Annotated in this window: 15 protein-coding genes; 9 read left to right on the forward strand and 6 right to left on the reverse strand. The window is 39.9% G+C overall.

Translation table 11 applies throughout. The features are described from left to right. Positions 1–192 precede the first annotated feature (192 nt). From AACU98_RS09105 to AACU98_RS09120, 4 genes are all read left to right on the forward strand, one after another. Positions 193–1,497 carry a D-amino acid dehydrogenase gene (locus AACU98_RS09105; protein WP_004243273.1) on the forward strand — a complete coding sequence of 435 codons (1,305 nt, stop codon included), beginning with the start codon at positions 193–195 and terminating at the stop codon, positions 1,495–1,497. Between the two features lie 13 nt (positions 1,498–1,510). Continuing rightward, complete coding sequence (gene alr / locus AACU98_RS09110; RefSeq protein ID WP_004243272.1) at positions 1,511–2,623, forward strand: alanine racemase; 1,113 nt, start codon at positions 1,511–1,513, stop codon at positions 2,621–2,623. Positions 2,624–2,672: 49 nt separating this feature from the next. Then, positions 2,673–4,973: a carbamoyltransferase HypF gene (gene hypF, locus AACU98_RS09115; RefSeq protein WP_161734738.1), complete on the forward strand. Its 2,301-nt coding sequence runs from the start codon at positions 2,673–2,675 to the stop codon at positions 4,971–4,973. A gap of 99 nt (positions 4,974–5,072) precedes the next feature. Then, entirely contained in the window at positions 5,073–5,825 is a 753-nt protein-coding gene (locus AACU98_RS09120; protein ID WP_004243270.1) for a MipA/OmpV family protein, read from the forward strand. A gap of 89 nt (positions 5,826–5,914) precedes the next feature. Here the strand turns inward: AACU98_RS09120 and AACU98_RS09125 are convergent, their stop codons facing one another. Beyond that, the gene (locus AACU98_RS09125; protein ID WP_004243269.1) at positions 5,915–6,799 is read right to left on the reverse strand and encodes a D-hexose-6-phosphate mutarotase; all 885 of its coding nucleotides are present in this window, start codon (positions 6,797–6,799) and stop codon (positions 5,915–5,917) included. Between the two features lie 114 nt (positions 6,800–6,913). Further along, positions 6,914–7,909: a glyceraldehyde-3-phosphate dehydrogenase gene (gene gapA, locus AACU98_RS09130; protein WP_004243268.1), complete on the reverse strand. Its 996-nt coding sequence runs from the start codon at positions 7,907–7,909 to the stop codon at positions 6,914–6,916. 341 nt (positions 7,910–8,250) lie between these two features. Here gapA and msrB point away from each other — a divergent pair, with 341 nt between their 5' ends. After that, positions 8,251–8,688: a peptide-methionine (R)-S-oxide reductase MsrB gene (gene msrB / locus AACU98_RS09135; protein ID WP_004243267.1), complete on the forward strand. Its 438-nt coding sequence runs from the start codon at positions 8,251–8,253 to the stop codon at positions 8,686–8,688. Positions 8,689–8,767: 79 nt separating this feature from the next. Next, complete coding sequence (locus AACU98_RS09140) at positions 8,768–9,049, forward strand: YeaC family protein (RefSeq protein WP_004248238.1); 282 nt, start codon at positions 8,768–8,770, stop codon at positions 9,047–9,049. Between the two features lie 136 nt (positions 9,050–9,185). On the opposite strand, the gene pncA is transcribed toward AACU98_RS09140, so the two are convergent. From pncA to sppA, 3 genes are all read right to left on the reverse strand, one after another. Continuing rightward, the gene (gene pncA, locus AACU98_RS09145) at positions 9,186–9,827 is read right to left on the reverse strand and encodes a bifunctional nicotinamidase/pyrazinamidase (protein ID WP_036971749.1); all 642 of its coding nucleotides are present in this window, start codon (positions 9,825–9,827) and stop codon (positions 9,186–9,188) included. Positions 9,828–9,848: 21 nt separating this feature from the next. Further along, positions 9,849–10,871, reverse strand: coding sequence for an asparaginase (gene ansA / locus AACU98_RS09150; RefSeq protein ID WP_017628059.1), 1,023 nt, complete (start codon positions 10,869–10,871; stop codon positions 9,849–9,851). 206 nt (positions 10,872–11,077) lie between these two features. Beyond that, positions 11,078–12,934 (reverse strand): signal peptide peptidase SppA, encoded by a 1,857-nt coding sequence (sppA, locus tag AACU98_RS09155; protein ID WP_161734741.1) that lies wholly within the window; start codon positions 12,932–12,934, stop codon positions 11,078–11,080. Positions 12,935–13,492: 558 nt separating this feature from the next. Between sppA and AACU98_RS09160 the strand changes: the two genes are divergently transcribed. From AACU98_RS09160 to AACU98_RS09170, 3 genes are read left to right on the forward strand one after another with little or no spacing between them, the layout of a single operon-like run. Further along, entirely contained in the window at positions 13,493–14,044 is a 552-nt protein-coding gene (locus AACU98_RS09160; protein WP_004243260.1) for an NAD(P)H nitroreductase, read from the forward strand. Between the two features lie 14 nt (positions 14,045–14,058). Next, positions 14,059–15,102, forward strand: a complete 1,044-nt coding sequence (gene selD, locus AACU98_RS09165) for a selenide, water dikinase SelD (RefSeq protein ID WP_004243259.1) — start codon at positions 14,059–14,061, stop codon at positions 15,100–15,102. Between the two features lie 4 nt (positions 15,103–15,106). Beyond that, entirely contained in the window at positions 15,107–17,074 is a 1,968-nt protein-coding gene (locus tag AACU98_RS09170; RefSeq protein ID WP_049236150.1) for a DNA topoisomerase III, read from the forward strand. Positions 17,075–17,165: 91 nt separating this feature from the next. Here the strand turns inward: AACU98_RS09170 and xthA are convergent, their stop codons facing one another. Then, positions 17,166–17,972, reverse strand: a complete 807-nt coding sequence (gene xthA, locus AACU98_RS09175) for an exodeoxyribonuclease III (protein ID WP_004248228.1) — start codon at positions 17,970–17,972, stop codon at positions 17,166–17,168. Between the last annotated feature and the right edge of the window lie 232 nt (positions 17,973–18,204).

Below are 18,204 nucleotides of genomic sequence, written 5' to 3' on the forward strand. Positions count from 1 at the left end.
ATGCTCTATCAATTTGATTTTTAAATAGAATTAATAATTTCTCTGCAAAACTAACACTGTTATTACTAATTAAATGTGATTTGACTCTAAAATTTGCTTTTTTGTGGTGCTAGATGATTATTCTGTGCTGGCTTTTTGTGTATGGAATATTATTCTTATGTTATATCAATGTAAATTATTTGGAGTCTAGCCATGAAAGTGATCATCTTAGGTGGCGGCGTTATTGGTGTAACAAGTGCGTGGTACTTAGTACAACAAGGGCATGAAGTCATTGTTGTCGATAGGCAAAGTAGTGCGGCAGAAGAGACGAGTGCCGGTAATGCAGGGCAAATATCTCCGGGTTATGCAACACCTTGGGGTGCCCCGGGTATTCCATTAAAAGCAGTAAAATGGATGTTTCAAAAACATGCACCTTTAGCGATCCGACCTGATGGCTCACTGTTCCAATTACGCTGGATGTGGCAAATGCTACGTAATTGTGATGCTTCTCATTATGCGATGAATAAGAGTCGTATGGTGCGTATTGCTGAGTATAGTCGTGATTGTATCCGTCAATTACGCCAAGATACCGGTATTGAATACGAAGGGCGCCAAGGGGGAACGTTACAGCTATTTCGTGATCAAAAACAATTTGATAATGCCGCTAATGATATTGCTGTATTAAAGCAAGAAGGTGTGGCTTATGAACTGCTAACAGCCGAGCAACTAAAATCAGCAGAACCCGCTTTAGAGCATGTGAGTCATAAACTTACCGGAGGATTACGTCTTCCTAATGATGAAACGGGTGATTGCCAAATCTTTACTAAGAAGCTGGCTAAAATGGCTGAAGAGGCCGGGGTTACTTTCTTATTTAATAAAGAAATAAAACACCTACTTTTTGATGGTGATAAAGTCACCGGTGTGCAATGCCATGATGGTTTATTAACCGCAGATCACTATGTTGTCGCCATGGGATCGTACTCGACTGAATTTTTGAAAAACAAAATCACAATTCCGGTTTATCCTTTAAAAGGCTATTCATTAACCATGCCTATTATTGATGCAAGCAGAGCACCAACATCCACTATTTTAGATGAAACATATAAGATTGCGGTGACTCGCTTTGATAATCGCATTCGTGTGGGCGGTATGGCGGAAGTGGTAGGTTTTAATTTGAATATTTTAAAATCACGTTGTGAAACGCTCAAAATGGTTGTTCAAGATCTCTATGAGGGTGGTGGTGATATCAGTAAAGCGACATTCTGGACAGGCTTAAGGCCAATGACGCCAGATGGTACTCCGATAGTTGGGCCAACCGCATATCGTAATTTATCCCTAAATACGGGGCATGGTACATTAGGATGGACGATGGCATGTGGCTCAGGACAACTGTTAGCTGATTTAATATCAGGTAATAAAACGGCAATTGCTGCAGATGATCTCTCCGTGTTCCGTTATATCGATGGATTTAATACTAAATTGCTCCGTCCAGGGCAAAAACTTGACGCTGTTTATTAATTAAGGAGAGACGATGTCCAGACCTGCCAAAATTAGCATAAATTTAGATGCGCTGAGTCATAATCTTTCGGTGATCAAATCGAAAGCGCAGGGAAGTAAAGTGTGGTCAGTGGTTAAAGCTGATGCTTATGGACATGGTCTTTCTTGTGTTTGGCCTGCATTAAGTCATACCGATGGTTTTGCCTTAATTGAATTAGATAAAGCAATTATGCTAAGAGAGCAAGGATGGGTAGGCCCCATTCTTTTGCTTGAAGGTTTTTTCAAACCAGATGATGTGTATTTATTAGAGCGTTATTCATTAACGACGGTTGTGCATGCTGATTGGCAATTTGAAGCCATTGAGCAAGCGCAATTAGAGCGGCCTATCAATATTTATCTGAAACTCAATAGTGGCATGAATCGGTTAGGTTACCGACCAGAAGACTATCAGCAAGCTATACAAAGAGCAAAACGCATAACTAATATTGGCTCTATTGTACAAATGTCCCATTTTGCTAATGCTGATTCAGGGCTGAATATGGCGACACAAAAACAGATTATTGATAGCTCAATGGTAAATGATTTACCGCGCTGTTTAGCCAATTCTGCGGCTATTTTATTTGAACCACAAACCCATCATTCATGGGTTCGTCCCGGTATTATTTTATATGGTGTATCCCCCTCTGGGGTGTGGCAAGATATTGCTGATTTTGATTTGCAACCTGTGATGACCTTTAACAGTGAAGTATTAGCTATTCAGTCAGTAAAAAAAGGTGAACAAATTGGTTATGGTAGCCGATATACCGCACAACGTGATATGAGAATTGCTGTTGTCGCTTGTGGTTATGCTGATGGTTATCCAAGGCATGCCCCAGATGGTACACCCGTTATCGTTAAAGGACATAAAACACAATTAGTTGGGCGTATTTCAATGGATATGCTTACTATTGATGTAACCGATTTGCCGGATGTTGAACATGGAAGCCCTGTTGAGTTATGGGGAAATCAATTACCGGTTGATGAAGTTGCACTGGCTTGTGGCACTATTGGTTATGAATTACTGTGTGCTATTGCACCGCGAGTGGCGGTTGAAGTGACGATAAATGTAGCAAACTCTACTTTTTCTGATCTAAATGAAAGTTGTTAATAATCACTAAACTAGAATAAGCTTAAACTTATTTTGATTTGGTGATCCTATGAGTAACGGCATTACATTGCGTGTGAAAGGAAAGGTTCAAGGTGTTGGCTTTCGCCCCTTTGTTTGGCAATTAGCACATCATTTTGGTTTATTAGGGCAGGTGAGTAATGATAGCTTAGGAGTATTGATCCACTTAACGTTATCACCGAAAAATCAACACTTTATTAATGCATTAACGGCTCAATGTCCTCCTCTTGCACGCATTGAACGTATTGAACAAACACCTTATCAATGGGAGCAACTCCCCACGGACTTTACTATTGTAAAAAGTGGTGGTGGAGAAATGGATACACAAGTTGTACCTGATGCAGCGACTTGTCAGGCTTGCATTGATGAGTTGTTTGATCCACAAAATCGTCGTTATCACTATCCTTTTATAAACTGTACTCATTGCGGGCCCCGTTTTACTATTATAAAAAAAATGCCTTACGACAGACCTTTTACCTCAATGTCTGCGTTTCCATTTTGTCCGACTTGCCAACATGAATATCAAGATCCCGCAGATAGACGTTTTCATGCACAACCTAATGCCTGTCCTGTCTGTGGACCTCATATTTGGTTGGCAGATCATCAAGGGCAACAACTTGCAATAAAAGAGCGGGCATTAACGCAAGCTTGTCAGGCGTTATTAGCGGGAAAAATTGTTGCTGTAAAAGGCATTGGTGGCTTTCATTTAGTCTGTGACGCACGCAATAGTGAAAGTGTTGCGCGTTTAAGAGCGCGTAAACATCGTCCAGCCAAACCACTTGCGGTGATGTTAACCGGGATTGAGCAGCTCCAAAAACCGGACGATAATGCCGAGTTTTACTCAAAAGTGATAGAAACATTAACCAGTACCGCAGCACCTATCGTACTTATTCCTAAAGAAATCGCCCCTATTTCATTAAGTGAACTGATTGCACCTGGATTAACAGAAGTGGGTGTTATGTTACCAGCTAATCCTTTGCAACATCTTCTCGCACATGAAACACAAATTCCATTAGTCATGACCTCTGGTAATGCCACGGGACACACTCCTGCATTAACCAATGAAGAGGCGTTAACTCAGCTTGGTGATATTGCAGAATTATTTCTAATGCATAATAGGGAGATTATACAAAGAGCGGACGATTCATTAGTGCGTATTGAAGATGATCAGTGTGTGATGATCCGCCGTTCACGGGGTTATGTACCAGATGCTATCGCATTGCCAACCACTTTTGATGCACAACCTGCAATTTTGGCTTTAGGAGGGGATCTGAAAAATGTGTTTTGTCTCTTAAAAGAGCACCAAGCTATTATGGGGCCGCATTTAGGTGATTTAGATGATTTAAGTGTGAGGCAACAATTACTGAAATCACTCACGCTGTTTCAACAGATCTATCGTTTTACGCCCAAAGCGATTGCCATTGATGCTCATCCTAATTATATCAGCCATCAAATAGGTAAACAGCTAGCTGAACAGCAACAGATCCCTGTTATAGAAGTTCCCCATCACCATGCACATATTGTCTCTTGTTTAGCAGAGCATGGACATACACAGCAACAAGGCGCAGTAATTGGTATAGCCCTTGATGGTCTAGGGTATGGACAAGATGGCTCTTTATGGGGAGGCGAGTGTTTGCTGGTGGATTATAAAAAATCTCAACGTATTGGCGGGCTACCTGCGGTTGCTATGCCGGGAGGAAATTTAGCTTCAATACAGCCTTGGCGAAATTGGTTCGCACATTTAGCTACTTTTACAAAAGATTGGCAAGGTAGTGTTATCACCCAAGCAATTCCGCTCACTGAGTTACAGATTTTGAGTAAGGCAGTGGCTCGTGGTTTAAATTCACCGCTAGCATCATCTTGTGGACGATTATTTGACGCAGTTGCTTGCTCTTTGGGATTATCACCTAAACAAATAAGCTGGGAAGGCGAAGCGGCATGCTACTTACAAAGCGCTGCGTTACAGTGTCACGTAGATCGGTATGCTGATATCATCAAGCAATATGGACATTTAATGTCTGTAAAAGATAAGCATGTTGATTTGTCCATTTTCTGGTCACAATGGGAAAGCATCACATTGAATACCAGTGAGAAGGCTTGGTTATTTCACTATTTATTAGCCGAAAGTTTGGGTGATATTGCTCTGCAAGCTGCGCAAGAACATCAGATTGATACTATTGTTTTAACAGGAGGGGTATTCAATAATATCTTACTTAAGGATCTGTTTAAGCAAAAATTAAACAATAAAAAGGTATTAACCCCTATGATATTGCCATCTGGTGATGGTGGAATTGCATTAGGACAAGCACTTATTGCCAGTCATTTTATGTAAAAAATAAAATGATTGTAATCTATTAGCTAACTTTTAGTGCACCATAACAACAGTCGTTTTTTGGTCACTGTTTTATCAAAGACAATATGGAAAATCATCGTGAGTAAAAAGAAAATTGTTATTTCTTTAGCCATAATCGCTGGATTGAGTACACCGACAGCCTTCGCGGGAGAATGGTCAATAGGGGGTTCTGTATTATCACAAGTAACACCTTATAAGGGTGCTAAATCTAAAGACTATTTATTACCTGTACCTTTGGTTAATTATCAATCTGAAAATTTCTATTTTGCGACATTAGCCGCAGGATATTATTTATGGAATTCACCGAAAGATCAGCTGTCTGTCGATGTTCACTATTACCCACAAGCATTTAAACCAAGTGACTCTGATGATGAGCAGATGAAAAAACTTAATCGTCGCCGTGATACCGTCATGGGTGGATTTACCTATAAACATCATGAGTCATGGGGAAGTTTACGAGGGATTATTTCTGGTGATCTTTTAGGTAAAAGTAATGGCATTATTGCTGATGCTGCTTACCTTTATCCTTTTGAACTAGGCAATTGGTCACTTCAACCGGGAATTGGTGCTGTTTGGGAAAATAAAAAGCAGAATCGTTACGCATATGGGATTAGTCAGGGAGAATCTCAGCGTAGTGGTTTAGCTGAATATCGACCAAATGATAGCTGGAGACCTTATGTTGAAATCTCAGCTAACTATAAGTTTGCTGAAAACTGGGATTTCTTCGCGATGGGACGAGTGGATCGCTTACCCAGCGAAGTTAAAGATAGCCCGATGGTAAATAAATCGGTAACGGCTATTTTATGGACAGGTGTCACTTATACTTTCTAACGGTAAAACGGTAAGTTAAGTTGCTTTCGATAACTAAAAGCTTCGAATTTGTTCGAAGCTTTTTTCGTTCGACAAAGTAGAGTGGCAAACTATTTTTCAGCAATATTTTTGCGCACGCGTATCACAGCAGATAAACGTCCAGGATGAACATTATCCGGCTTAAGTGGACGATGAATACGAGCTGTTTCAACACATGCCATTTTACGGTAACCACCTGAACTCATATCTTTCATTGAACTGGCGAGTTCTGCACCCGGATTCCAACAAACGACATCACTGTGATGATAATGGTGAACCTCAATAGTACGATCCCAACCATCATCATGAATAAGATTAAAATCTTCAGGTTCAGTATAAAGTCTGTCAGTACGGCCGTTAAAGCGTAGGGCTGTTTCGTCGGTATAAACTTCTTTATCCGCCACTGTGTCAATATAGTGACCACCAAGGCCTGTAATGGAAACTTTATCGATATCACTGACATTAAAATAGGAGTGTAGCGCCGCAGTGGCTTCATAGTCACCGTATGACTCTAATTCAATTTCACAGGTATCACCTAATTTAAATCGAGCAATAACAGTAAATTCATGAGGCCAATACTTTTGAGTTTGTGCACTTTCTTTGAGTGTCATGGTGATAAGCACTCCGTCTTCTTGTTCAGAATGAGCACTAAATTCCCAAGGTAAGATACGTGCAAATCCATGGCTTGGGGTTCCCGCTGAGGCAAACCAAGGCCAACAAATAGGGATACCACCACGAATAGCAACACCGGGAGTAAATAAGGCATCTTCACTGAGCCACAAAACGGGGTGCGTTTGTGCGGGTTGCCATGCGATAAGATGGGCACCTTGAAGACTAATAGCCGCACGTACTTTGGGGTGAGAGATCACCAGAATAGGGAGTTCACCTAATTGGCGTCGACTTAAGTAAGGTGATATTTGTTCAATAACCGGCAAAGAAAAAATTTTCTCATTCATTATTTTATAACCTTATGTCGCGGACTATTTGAATACAATAAACTGCCGAGTAAAAAAATAAAAGAGCCACCGAAAGGGTGGCTCTAAAATCAATCTTGGCTTTCTAAACTCTAATTATTTAGAGATATGAGAAATCAGATCTAGAACTTTGTTTGAATAACCAACTTCGTTATCGTACCAAGAAACTAATTTAACAAAGTTGTCATTCAGCGCGATACCTGCTTTAGCATCGAATACTGAAGTTAATACTTCACCGTTGAAGTCAGTTGAAACAACTGCATCTTCAGTGTAACCCAGAACGCCTTTCAGTTCGCCTTCGGCAGCTTCTTTGATTGCTTCACAGATTTGAGCATAAGTTGCTGGTTTTTCCAGACGTGCAGTTAAGTCAACAACAGAAACGTTAGGAGTAGGAACACGGAAAGACATACCAGTCAGTTTGCCGTTCAGTTCAGGAATAACTTTACCTACTGCTTTAGCAGCACCAGTTGATGAAGGGATGATGTTTTGAGAAGCACCACGACCACCACGCCAGTCTTTCATTGAAGGACCATCAACAGTACGTTGAGTTGCAGTTGTTGCGTGAACAGTTGTCATCAGACCTTCAACGATACCGAATTTGTCGTTGATAACTTTTGCTAAAGGCGCTAAGCAGTTAGTTGTACAAGATGCGTTAGAAACGATATCTTGACCTGCATATGATTTGTGGTTTACACCCATAACGAACATAGGTGTGCTGTCTTTTGAAGGACCAGTCAGAACAACTTTTTTCGCACCAGCTTGGATGTGTTTACGTGCAGTTTCGTCAGTTAAGAACAGACCAGTTGCTTCAGCAACAACATCAACACCAATTTCGTTCCATTTCAGGTTTGCTGGATCTCTTTCTGATGTTACGCGGATGGTTTTACCATTAACAACGAGGTGGCCATCTTTTACTTCAACAGTACCGTTGAAACGACCATGAGTTGAATCGTATTTCAGCATGTATGCCATGTATTCTGCGTCTAACAGATCGTTAATACCTACGATTTCGATATCTGAACGTTCTTGTGCAGCACGGAAAACGATGCGGCCGATACGACCAAAACCATTAATACCTACTTTGATAGTCATATGTATTCCACCAGCTTTATTAGTGAATTAAAAAGTTGCTTCTAAAGTTACCAAAACCGCGCCAGTCGTCAAGCGGAATCGTGTCAATAATTGCAAAAAATCAATTAAAAAAACACTTTTTGCTTAAGGATTGGTCGTTTTAGATAAATATTACGCTGTGTATTATCGGGATCATTGCCGATAAATGAAGTTACCTTTGCTCCGTTATGTGAAATGTATCACATTTCAAAAACTAAAGATTACTCTCATTGATTTTAGACTATATTTTCCAGATTTGTTGTTAAATCTTTGTTATTATTTGCTGTTGTTTTAAAAAACATTTTTGTCAGTGTGAGGTGTTTATGAGCAATAATGAAAAAAAAGTGCATATTTCAAGTGATAACAATCACATTGATTTATCAAACCTCAATGAAATGCAGCATTATGTGACGCAACAGCGGGGTACTGAACCACCGTTTAGTGGTAAATTATTACATAATAGAGAAACAGGTATTTATCATTGCTTATGTTGTTCTGCACCTTTGTTTTATTCGGAAACTAAATTTGATGCAGGATGTGGTTGGCCAAGTTTTTATCAACCTGTAAGTGATGATGCAATTCTTTATCTTGATGATTTTTCGCATAATATGAAAAGAACAGAGATCCGCTGTCATCAATGTGGAGCGCATTTAGGGCATGTATTTAATGATGGCCCAGCACCGACAGGACAACGTTATTGTGTTAATTCTGCCTCTTTGGCATTTAGCAATACAGAAACAGGTGAAGTGCAAAAGGGCTAAACAGTCACTATTAACAATAAATTAACAAATAAAAAAACGATTCAGCTTTTGCGTGGTAATTTGATATATGGAGCAATCAATGGAAGTTAATGATTTAATTTCAATGGTCACACCTGAGATTTATCAACGTCTTTCTACCGCAGTTGAGCTAGGTAAATGGCCAGACGGCGTTGCACTCACGGCAGAGCAAAAAGAGCATTGCATGCAAATTGTTCTCTTATGGCAAGCACAGAATAACCATAATCCGGAACATATGACGGTTGGCACAAACGGACAAATTACGATGAAAAGCAAACAAGAGCTAAAAGCGCAATTTCAAGCTGAACGTTTAGCCACATTAACACCAATGGATGACGATTAAGACGTTTTTAAATTTAAATAATGAAAGTTAGCGTAACGGTGGTGATTTATTGGTTTATTATTTTGATAAATCACCACTTTTTAGTTCTACTATTCATACAAGTAGAGAATGATAATTGCTAATCATGTTGTTTATATTATTTGTCACTTTTAAGCACTGTTACTGAATCAACTAAAACTGCCCCATGTTGTTGCATTTGATTAAATGCGAGTTGGCTATCATCTGGTTGAATATTGACACCTCGACAACCATCCATAACCACTGATACTTGATAACCCAATTGTAATGCATCTAACACGGTAAATTTAACGCAATAATCAGTTGCTATCCCTAAAATGGTGAGATGCTCGATCTGCATGCTTTGTAAAAGAGTATGTAATCCTGTTTGATATTCATGGTCATTATCAAAAAAAGCACTATAACTATCGATAAGTCGATTTTGGCCTTTATAAATAATATGACTAATTAAATCATCCCTTAATAAGGGATGAAAATCAGCGCCATGACTATTTTGTACACAATGCACTGGCCACCAAACTTGTGGGCGGCCATTTAATTGGCCAATTTCGCCAACAACAGTACCTGAATTTTTTGCAAAGCTGAGATGATCTGCGGGATGCCAATCTTTACTCGCAATAATAGGACGCTGATGGCGTTGAAAATAATCAATAAGCCGATTTGCCGTATCTATGACGGTATCACTTTCCTTAACAGCCAATGCGCCACCGGTACAGAAATCATTTTGTAGATCAACTAATAATAACGCTGAATTTTTCACAGGAGTTACCTTTGATTAGACCTAGTCGTCATCGTTTAATGTCATTTCACCACGGAGATTTTGTTGCATTAAACGGCAGATCTCAGTATAGCTATATTGCTGACTAAGTAGATAGTGGAGTTTAGTTAACGCTGCTTCAAAAGTCATATCATAACCACTGATCACCCCAACATCGGCGAGTGCTTGTCCTGTTGCATAGCCCCCCATATTGACACGACCAGAAATACATTGTGTTAGGTTAACTACGACAACACCGCGCTCAGTTGCTTCGCGTAGCGTTGATAACAAGGCAGGATGAGAAGGGGCATTACCCACACCATAAGAGCGCAAAATAAGTGCCTTAACGGGTTGCATTAAGATATTTTTCACCACCTCATCAGAAAGTCCCGGATATATTGTCACCACACCAATTGGTTGAGGGGTAATATGATGAGCAATAAACTCACCTTTTGGCTTAGGTAATGGGTTTATTTTAAACGTTTTAATATTAATGCCTGCTTCTAATAAAGGTGCACTATTAGGAGAAGCAAAAGCATTGAAGCCATCTGCATGTGCTTTTATCGCACGATTACCACGATACAGAGTATTGTTGAAAAACAGTGCAACTTCATTAATCGGATGATGTGCAGCAATATAGAGAGCATTTAATAGGTTAGTTTGTCCATCGGAGCGTAAAGCTTCTAATGGAATTTGAGAGCCGGTGACGATAACCGGTTTTGCCAGCCCCTCAAACATAAAGGAAAGTGCAGAAGCGGTAAATGCCATGGTATCGGTACCATGCAAGATGACAAAACCATCATAGTGGCAATAATTCTCGCTAATATCATCAGCGATAGATTGCCAATCTTCAGGGGTAATATTTGATGAATCAATTAAAGGAAGGTGCTCTTTGATTGTGAAATTGGGCATCTCTTCACGATGGAATTCGGGCATCTTAGCTAATTGGCGTTGTAAATGTCCTGATACAGGTATATAGCCGTGATCAGAATGTTGCATACCGATAGTTCCACCAGTATACACAACGTAAATGGATTTTTTTTGCATCAGACCTAACACTCTTATGAATTAAGCGATAAGAAAGAGTTGATTATAGGGGGTTTGCAGAATAAAAAAAGAAAGGGGAGACAAAAAGCACAATTGAAATACAGCAATTGATGTTTTAAATCATTATTTACACCATTTAGCAAAATAACTAAAAAATAATCAAAGGCTAAGATAATCCCGCTCATATTGAGCGGGAGCACACTTATTTATTGAATATCACCACAAGATAAACAATACGCATAGCGGTTTTGCGGATCGTTCATATTACGATAAAACTCAGTTTGTGTTTTAACTTCTTTAAATACCAGTGCAGGTAAATAGGCTTGTAATGGATCAGGAATAATGGCTTTTGCATTGGCCGATAAGCTCATTAATATTTGCTCTGATAAGCTTAATTCCGGTTTCATCCAATCAATGACTGGTTGTTTGATTTTTGCCATGGTTGCTGCTGCATTAATAGCATCATCGAAATCACCAAATTCATCAACTAATCCTACTTGTTTAGCATCAACACCAACCCAAACACGACCTTGCGCAATACGATCAACTTGTGCCGGTGTTTTATTACGTGATTCAGCTACTAATTTCAGGAATGTTTTATAGCCACTTTCAATATTAAGTTGGAATAGCTCTGAAAAATCTTCTGGTAATTTATTGGTTACCGAAAGTCCTGCAAGAGGCGATGTACTCACGCCATCACTATGCACACCTATTGATTCTAAGCTATTTTCAAAGGTATTGATGACACCAAATATACCAATAGAGCCTGTTAATGTTGAAGGGCTAGCGATAATTTTACTCGCAGGTGTAGAGATCCAATATCCCCCTGATGCAGCCATTCCGCCCATTGAAACCACGACATGTTTTTTCTCTTGTTTAAAGGCGGCTATTTCACTGCGGATCTGCTCAGATGCAGATACACTACCACCGGGGCTATTAACTCGTAATACTAATGCTCTAATATTAGGATTTAAACGCGCTTGACGGATTTGATTAGCAATAGTTGAACCACCTGCAGAGCCAGGAATGCTTTCACCATCAATAATTGCGCCTTGAACGACCACAACCGCAATATTGCCGTCTTCGTTTTCTGGGGCGAATGCGGTGAGGTTATCGGCATAATCATAAATACTGATATTATTAAACTGCTTAGCTTCATGATCCCATTGAAAGGTCTCTATCATATCCGCTTCAAATTGGGCATAAGAGCTAACAGTATCGACCAGTTTGCGATTAAGTGCATAAGTAGCATTATCGCCATCGGCTTTACGCAACTCGACAATCATCTCTTTTGCACCAGGGAAAACATCTTCCTTGGTAATACTACGATTTTCTGCAACTTGCGTTAAATAATTAGACCAGAGTACGGAAACTAATCGATTCGATGCGGCTCGAGCTTCATCAGACATATTATCGCGCATCAGCGGTTCAACAGCTGATTTATAGGTTCCTACACGGAATATATGGGTATTAACTTTAAGTTTTTCTAATAGCGATTTGTAATAGAGATTACTAAAACCTAAACCATAAATACCCACAGCACCTTGTGATGCTAAATAAATTTTATCTGCATAAGAGGCTAAGTAATATTGCGGTTGGCTATAATAACCACTAATCGCATAGATAGGTTTGCCTGTTTTTTTAAATTCAGTCAGCGCTTTACCAACATAATTGAGTGAAGGTTGGTCTGCCCCAGCAAATTCGTCAAGTTTTAGTACCATTCCTTTAATTTTGGGGTCAGTCGCTGCTTTGCGTAAGGTATCAACGACTTCGAATAACGAATTTTCTTGTAACTGGCTACCCGAAACACCCAAAAGCTCTCGGCTCATTTGCCCTAAAGGATTTTGGTTAGCTGTTTGGTCAACAATAACGCCTTTTAAATCAACCAGTAATGCACCTTGGTAATCGGTAGGTTTTTGCGTTTCTTGGACGATGAAATAGAGTCCTACACCCATAAAAAGTAGAAAGAAGAAAATAACGTTTAAGATTAGTTTCCTGATAAAGTTAATCGCCTGCCAACTAAATCGAAAAATAGTGCCGATTAACTCCATAATTTTACTCATATTATCTCCACATCATGTAAAGCTAAAAATTAATCCTAAACAGTTATGCTAGAATTGATGGTAAAGGTTTAAGTTTCTATTATTAAAGTATTTATTTCAATATTGAGCGACTCAAGAAATTAGCTGTATAGCCACAACATACCTTATTTACATGAGAGTATGCCTTGCAGGTGAACAATAGACAGCAAAGGTCACGGCTATTTTTAGAATAAAAAACGCTAATATTCCCTACATCTCACTTCGATCCTTTAATAACAAAACTCGATTGACTACTTAGACTGCAAATATTTAAACACCATTCTAATATAGCGACTAGCGAAAGTCTGTCACGTATTTTATTGCGCTTGGGCAGTGTATTACACCTAAAAGCTAAAACATTCATATTTTGAACAAACGCTCAATATTGGCTTAAGTACAATCCTATTTTAGCTAAAAATATCCGCTTAAATTTCTCGGTGGTGGTAATATAACATTTTGTTATACTGCGAATTGATAACAACTGTCTATCCCTGCTCTTAAGGGATTTTGCTACAATAATACTGACAGGAGAATACAAAAATGGATGCATTAACACTGCTTTTAAATCGACGTTCAGCGTCTCGACTGACTACTCCAGCCCCAAATAACCAACAGCTTGAAGCTATTTTACAAGCAGGTATGAGAGCCCCCGATCATGGCGCCCTTAAACCTTGGCACTTTGTCGTGATGAAAGAGGATGGTATTGAGCGTTTTAGTCAATTATTACATAAAGCGGCGGTGGTGAGTCAACTAGGTGCTGAGGTAGAAGAAAAAGCAAAAAACGCACCTTTTCGTGCACCTTTAATTATTACCGTGATTGCCAAAGTTAAAGCGCATCCTAAAGTTCCTGAATGGGAGCAAATTGTTGCGGCAGGCTGTTGTGTTCAGGCGATGCAAATGGCTGCAGTGGCACAAGGTTATAGTGGTATTTGGCGTTCAGGCTCTTGGACTCATGATCCAGTGGTAAGAGCGGGATTAGGTTGTGGAGAGCACGACCATATTGTTGGTTTCTTATATCTTGGTACTCCCGCATTGAAAGCACCTACAACGGTTTCTCCTGCTGATTTAACTGATTTTGTGACTTATTTTTAAAAGGATGACATGTTATGTCTGAAGCAATTCGTTTAACACAATACAGTCATGGTGCCGGATGTGGCTGCAAAATTTCACCAAAAGTTTTGGAAACGATTTTACATAGTGAACAGGCTAAGTTTCACGATCCCCATTTATTGGTTGGTAATGAAACGAAAGATGATGCCGCTGTTTATGATTTAGGTAATGGCACTGGAATTATCAGTACCACTGATTTTTTTATGCCAATTGTTGATAACCCCTATGACTTTGGGCGTATTGCGGCGACTAATGCGATTAGTGATATTTTCGCTATGGGGGGTAAACCTATTATGGCAATAGCAATTTTAGGTTGGCCAATTGATAAACTTGCGCCTGAAATTGCTCGTGAAGTTATCGAAGGTGGGCGAGCCGCCTGTCAAGAAGCGGGGATTTCCCTTGCTGGTGGGCATTCGATTGATGCTCCTGAACCTATTTTTGGTTTAGCGGTAACGGGCGTTGTACCGGTGAGTAAAATTAAGAAAAACAGTGCTGCTAAAGCAGGATGCCAACTTTTTTTAACTAAACCTTTAGGTATTGGGGTATTAACTACCGCAGAGAAAAAAGGCTTATTAAAACCTGAGCATCAGGGCCTAGCTACTGAAATTATGTGCCGTATGAATAAAGCGGGTACTGATTTTTCTGATATTGAAGGGGTCACGGCAATGACCGATGTGACAGGTTTTGGTCTATTAGGTCACCTTAGCGAGATTTGTGAAGGCTCTGGATTACAAGCCACTATTCACTTTTCACAAGTACCACGATTACCTGAAGTAGAAGCGTATATAGAGCAAGGATGTGTACCGGGCGGTACTGGACGTAATTTTGAAAGTTATGGCCATTTGATTGGTAATATCAGCGAAATGCAACGTAAATTATTATGTGATCCACAAACTTCAGGTGGCTTATTACTGGCAGTACAGCCAGAAGCCGTTGAGCAAGTAAAAGAAGTTGCTAAACGCTTTAATATTGATTTGACCTCGATCGGTGAATTAACAGAGCCGAAAGCAGGAAGAGCGTTAATTGAAGTGACAAACTAACGTAATGAGATTATTTATTGCAGAAAAACCCAGCCTTGCTCGAGCTATTGCTGATGTATTACCAAAACCGCATAAACGTGGTGATGGTTTTATTGTTTGTGGTGATAACCAGTATGTGACGTGGTGTGTTGGTCATTTACTTGAGCAGGCTGAGCCGGATGCATATGATCCGCGCTATGCGCGTTGGTCGTTAGATGATTTGCCCATTATTCCGAATAAATGGCAACTCAAACCGCGCGCTGATGTGAAAAAACAGCTAGATACGATCAACACATTACTAAAACAAGCCGATGAAGTGATCCACGCAGGAGACCCCGATCGCGAAGGGCAACTGTTAGTAGATGAAGTACTTAATTACCTTAATATTAGTGATGCTCAAAGGAAACAGGCACGCCGCTGCCTGATTAACGATTTAAACCCCGCCGCGGTATCTCGAGCAATTGATAAGCTCCGCTACAATCATGAATTTATTCCATTATGTGTTTCTGCCTTAGCAAGAGCGAGGGCGGATTGGCTATATGGCATTAACATGACACGCGCTTACACGTTATTAGGACAGCGCAATGGTTACCAAGGCGTACTCTCTGTTGGGCGAGTACAAACCCCGGTGCTAGGTTTAGTCGTACGCCGTGATGAAGAAATTGAAAACTTTGTACCGAAAGATTTTTTTGAAGTCAAAGCGCATATCGTTACTCCTGCAGATGAGCGATTTACCGCTATTTGGCAGCCGAGTGAACACTGCGAGCCTTGGCAAGATGAAGAAGGGCGTTTATTACATCGCAAATTAGCAGAGCATGTTGTTGATAGAATAGCTGGCAAGCCTGCTAATGTTACCGATTATCAAGATAAACAAGAGTCTGAAATAGCACCTTTGCCTTTTTCATTATCTGCTTTACAAATTGAAGCGGCGAAACGCTTTGGTTTAAGCGCTCAACAAGTGTTAGACACATGTCAACGCTTATATGAAACGCATAAACTTATTACTTATCCACGCTCCGATAGTCGCTATCTCCCTGATGAACACTTTGCTGGGCGTCATGCGGTGATGAATGCCATTAGTGTGCATGATAATAGTCTTTTACCACAAGAAACATTAGATATTGATAAAAAGAACCGTTGCTGGGATGACAAGAAAGTAGATGCGCACCATGCCATTATTCCTACTGCGAAAACAGGTAATATTTCATTAAGTGAAAATGAAAAGAATATTTACTATTTGATCGCCCGACAATATCTAATGCAATTTATGCCAGATGCGGTGTACCGCAAATGTGTGATTGAACTCGATATTGAGAATGGAAAGTTTATTGCTAAGGCACGATTTTTAGCACAAGCCGGCTGGCGTACCTTATTAGGTAGTAAAGAGCAAGATGCGGAAAATGATGGTAGCGCCTTACCTATTGTGGCTAAAGGTGATGAGTTACTTTGTGAAAAAGGCGAAATTGTTGCCAAGCAGACCCAACCACCAAGACCTTTTACAGATGCTACGCTACTTTCGGCTATGACCGGTATTGCACGTTTTGTGCAAGACAAAGAGCTAAAGAAAATCCTAAGAGCGACGGATGGGCTAGGTACTGAAGCGACTAGGGCCGGTATTATTGAATTACTGTTTAAACGCGGCTTTCTGCAAAAGAAAGGGCGAGCTATCAACTCGACACCAGCGGGAAGAGCATTAATTCATGTTTTGCCAGATATGGCGACATTACCCGATATGACCGCTCATTGGGAATCAATATTAACGCAAATTAGTGAGAAGCAATTTAAGTATCAAGATTTTATGATGCCATTAAGTAACACACTATTTGAATTAATTACTCAAGCTAAACGTCGTCCTAATATTCAAGCGTTTAGAAACCTGCCTGCGCCTGCGCAGAATAAAAAACGTAAAGGTGCGATGAAAAAAAGTGCACAAGGGAAAAGTCGTTCAGCGCAGTCTCAATCTACGAATCGCAATATAAAGAGTGATGCTTAGTTGATTGTGTAAGACGCTAACTAATATATAAATAAACCCCACTTTTAATCTATTTGAAGTGGGGTTTATCAATAAGGGGGGAGAGAGGGAATTAAAGCTTAAACTCGGCCCAAACAGGTGCGTGATCGGAAGGTTTTTCCATCGCACGAATATCGTAGTCAATGCCGGTTGAAATACAATTATCTGCTAAGCAACGACTTGCTAGCAGTAAATCGATACGTAAGCCTCGGTTATCATCAAAGCCTTTTGAGCGATAATCAAACCAAGAAAATTGGTCTTCGACTTCAGGATGTTGGGCGCGATAAGTATCGGTTAATCCCCAACCCATAAGCGTTGCTAACCACTCTCGCTCTTCCGGTAAAAATGAACATTTACCCATTTTTAGCCAACGTTTCATATTATTTTCGCCGATACCGATATCTTTATCGGTTGGACTAATATTTAAATCCCCCATAATCAGTACGGGAGAGGAAGGCGTTAAGCTGGTGGTCAGATACTGCTGTAGATCAGCATAGAATTTTGCTTTAGCAGGGAATTTTGTCTCATGATCACGACTTTCACCTTGAGGAAAATAACCATTCATTACCGTTAATAATCCAGCGGGGGTTTCAATGTCCGCCATGATCATACGACGCTGAGCTTCTTCACCATCACCAGGGAATCCTTTACGTACCGCGACAGGTTTCGCCTTAGTTAACAAAGCCACACCATAATGGCCTTTCTGTCCATGATAAAAAACGTGGTAGCCCAAGGCACTGACAGTTTCTAATGGAAACATATCATCATGAACTTTTGTTTCTTGCAGTCCAATAACATCGGGTTGGTGTTTTTCTACAATGGCTTCGAGCTGATGAGGGCGAGCACGTAATCCATTAATATTGAATGAGACAAATTTCATGTGACTATAACCATTTATAGATTGAATAATAGGATAACTTATACTAACAGGATAATGAAATAAATGTAAGTCGGTTACATACCAATGTTAATACCTGTCATCGAGATATAATCGCGTGATATAGATAAATCGTAGCCAAATAGCAAAATGTATGGCAACTAATAATATTAATAAGTTTATGCCTAACAAAAAATATTAATTAAATAAAGTAGAAACATAAACTATTCTTTGA

This window comes from Proteus sp. G4380, assembly GCF_963885725.1.
GTDB lineage: Bacteria > Pseudomonadota > Gammaproteobacteria > Enterobacterales > Enterobacteriaceae > Proteus > Proteus mirabilis.

Coding starts and splice junctions, on each gene's coding strand:
- AACU98_RS09105 (WP_004243273.1), top strand. CDS start 193: ATGAAAGTGATCATCTTAGGTGGCGGCGTTATTGGTGTAACAAGTGCG.
- alr (WP_004243272.1), top strand. CDS start 1,511: ATGTCCAGACCTGCCAAAATTAGCATAAATTTAGATGCGCTGAGTCAT.
- hypF (WP_161734738.1), top strand. CDS start 2,673: ATGAGTAACGGCATTACATTGCGTGTGAAAGGAAAGGTTCAAGGTGTT.
- AACU98_RS09125 (WP_004243269.1), bottom strand. CDS start 6,799: ATGAATGAGAAAATTTTTTCTTTGCCGGTTATTGAACAAATATCACCT.
- gapA (WP_004243268.1), bottom strand. CDS start 7,909: ATGACTATCAAAGTAGGTATTAATGGTTTTGGTCGTATCGGCCGCATC.
- msrB (WP_004243267.1), top strand. CDS start 8,251: ATGAGCAATAATGAAAAAAAAGTGCATATTTCAAGTGATAACAATCAC.
- AACU98_RS09140 (WP_004248238.1), top strand. CDS start 8,768: ATGGAAGTTAATGATTTAATTTCAATGGTCACACCTGAGATTTATCAA.
- ansA (WP_017628059.1), bottom strand. CDS start 10,871: ATGCAAAAAAAATCCATTTACGTTGTGTATACTGGTGGAACTATCGGT.
- sppA (WP_161734741.1), bottom strand. CDS start 12,934: ATGAGTAAAATTATGGAGTTAATCGGCACTATTTTTCGATTTAGTTGG.
- AACU98_RS09160 (WP_004243260.1), top strand. CDS start 13,493: ATGGATGCATTAACACTGCTTTTAAATCGACGTTCAGCGTCTCGACTG.
- selD (WP_004243259.1), top strand. CDS start 14,059: ATGTCTGAAGCAATTCGTTTAACACAATACAGTCATGGTGCCGGATGT.
- AACU98_RS09170 (WP_049236150.1), top strand. CDS start 15,107: ATGAGATTATTTATTGCAGAAAAACCCAGCCTTGCTCGAGCTATTGCT.
- xthA (WP_004248228.1), bottom strand. CDS start 17,972: ATGAAATTTGTCTCATTCAATATTAATGGATTACGTGCTCGCCCTCAT.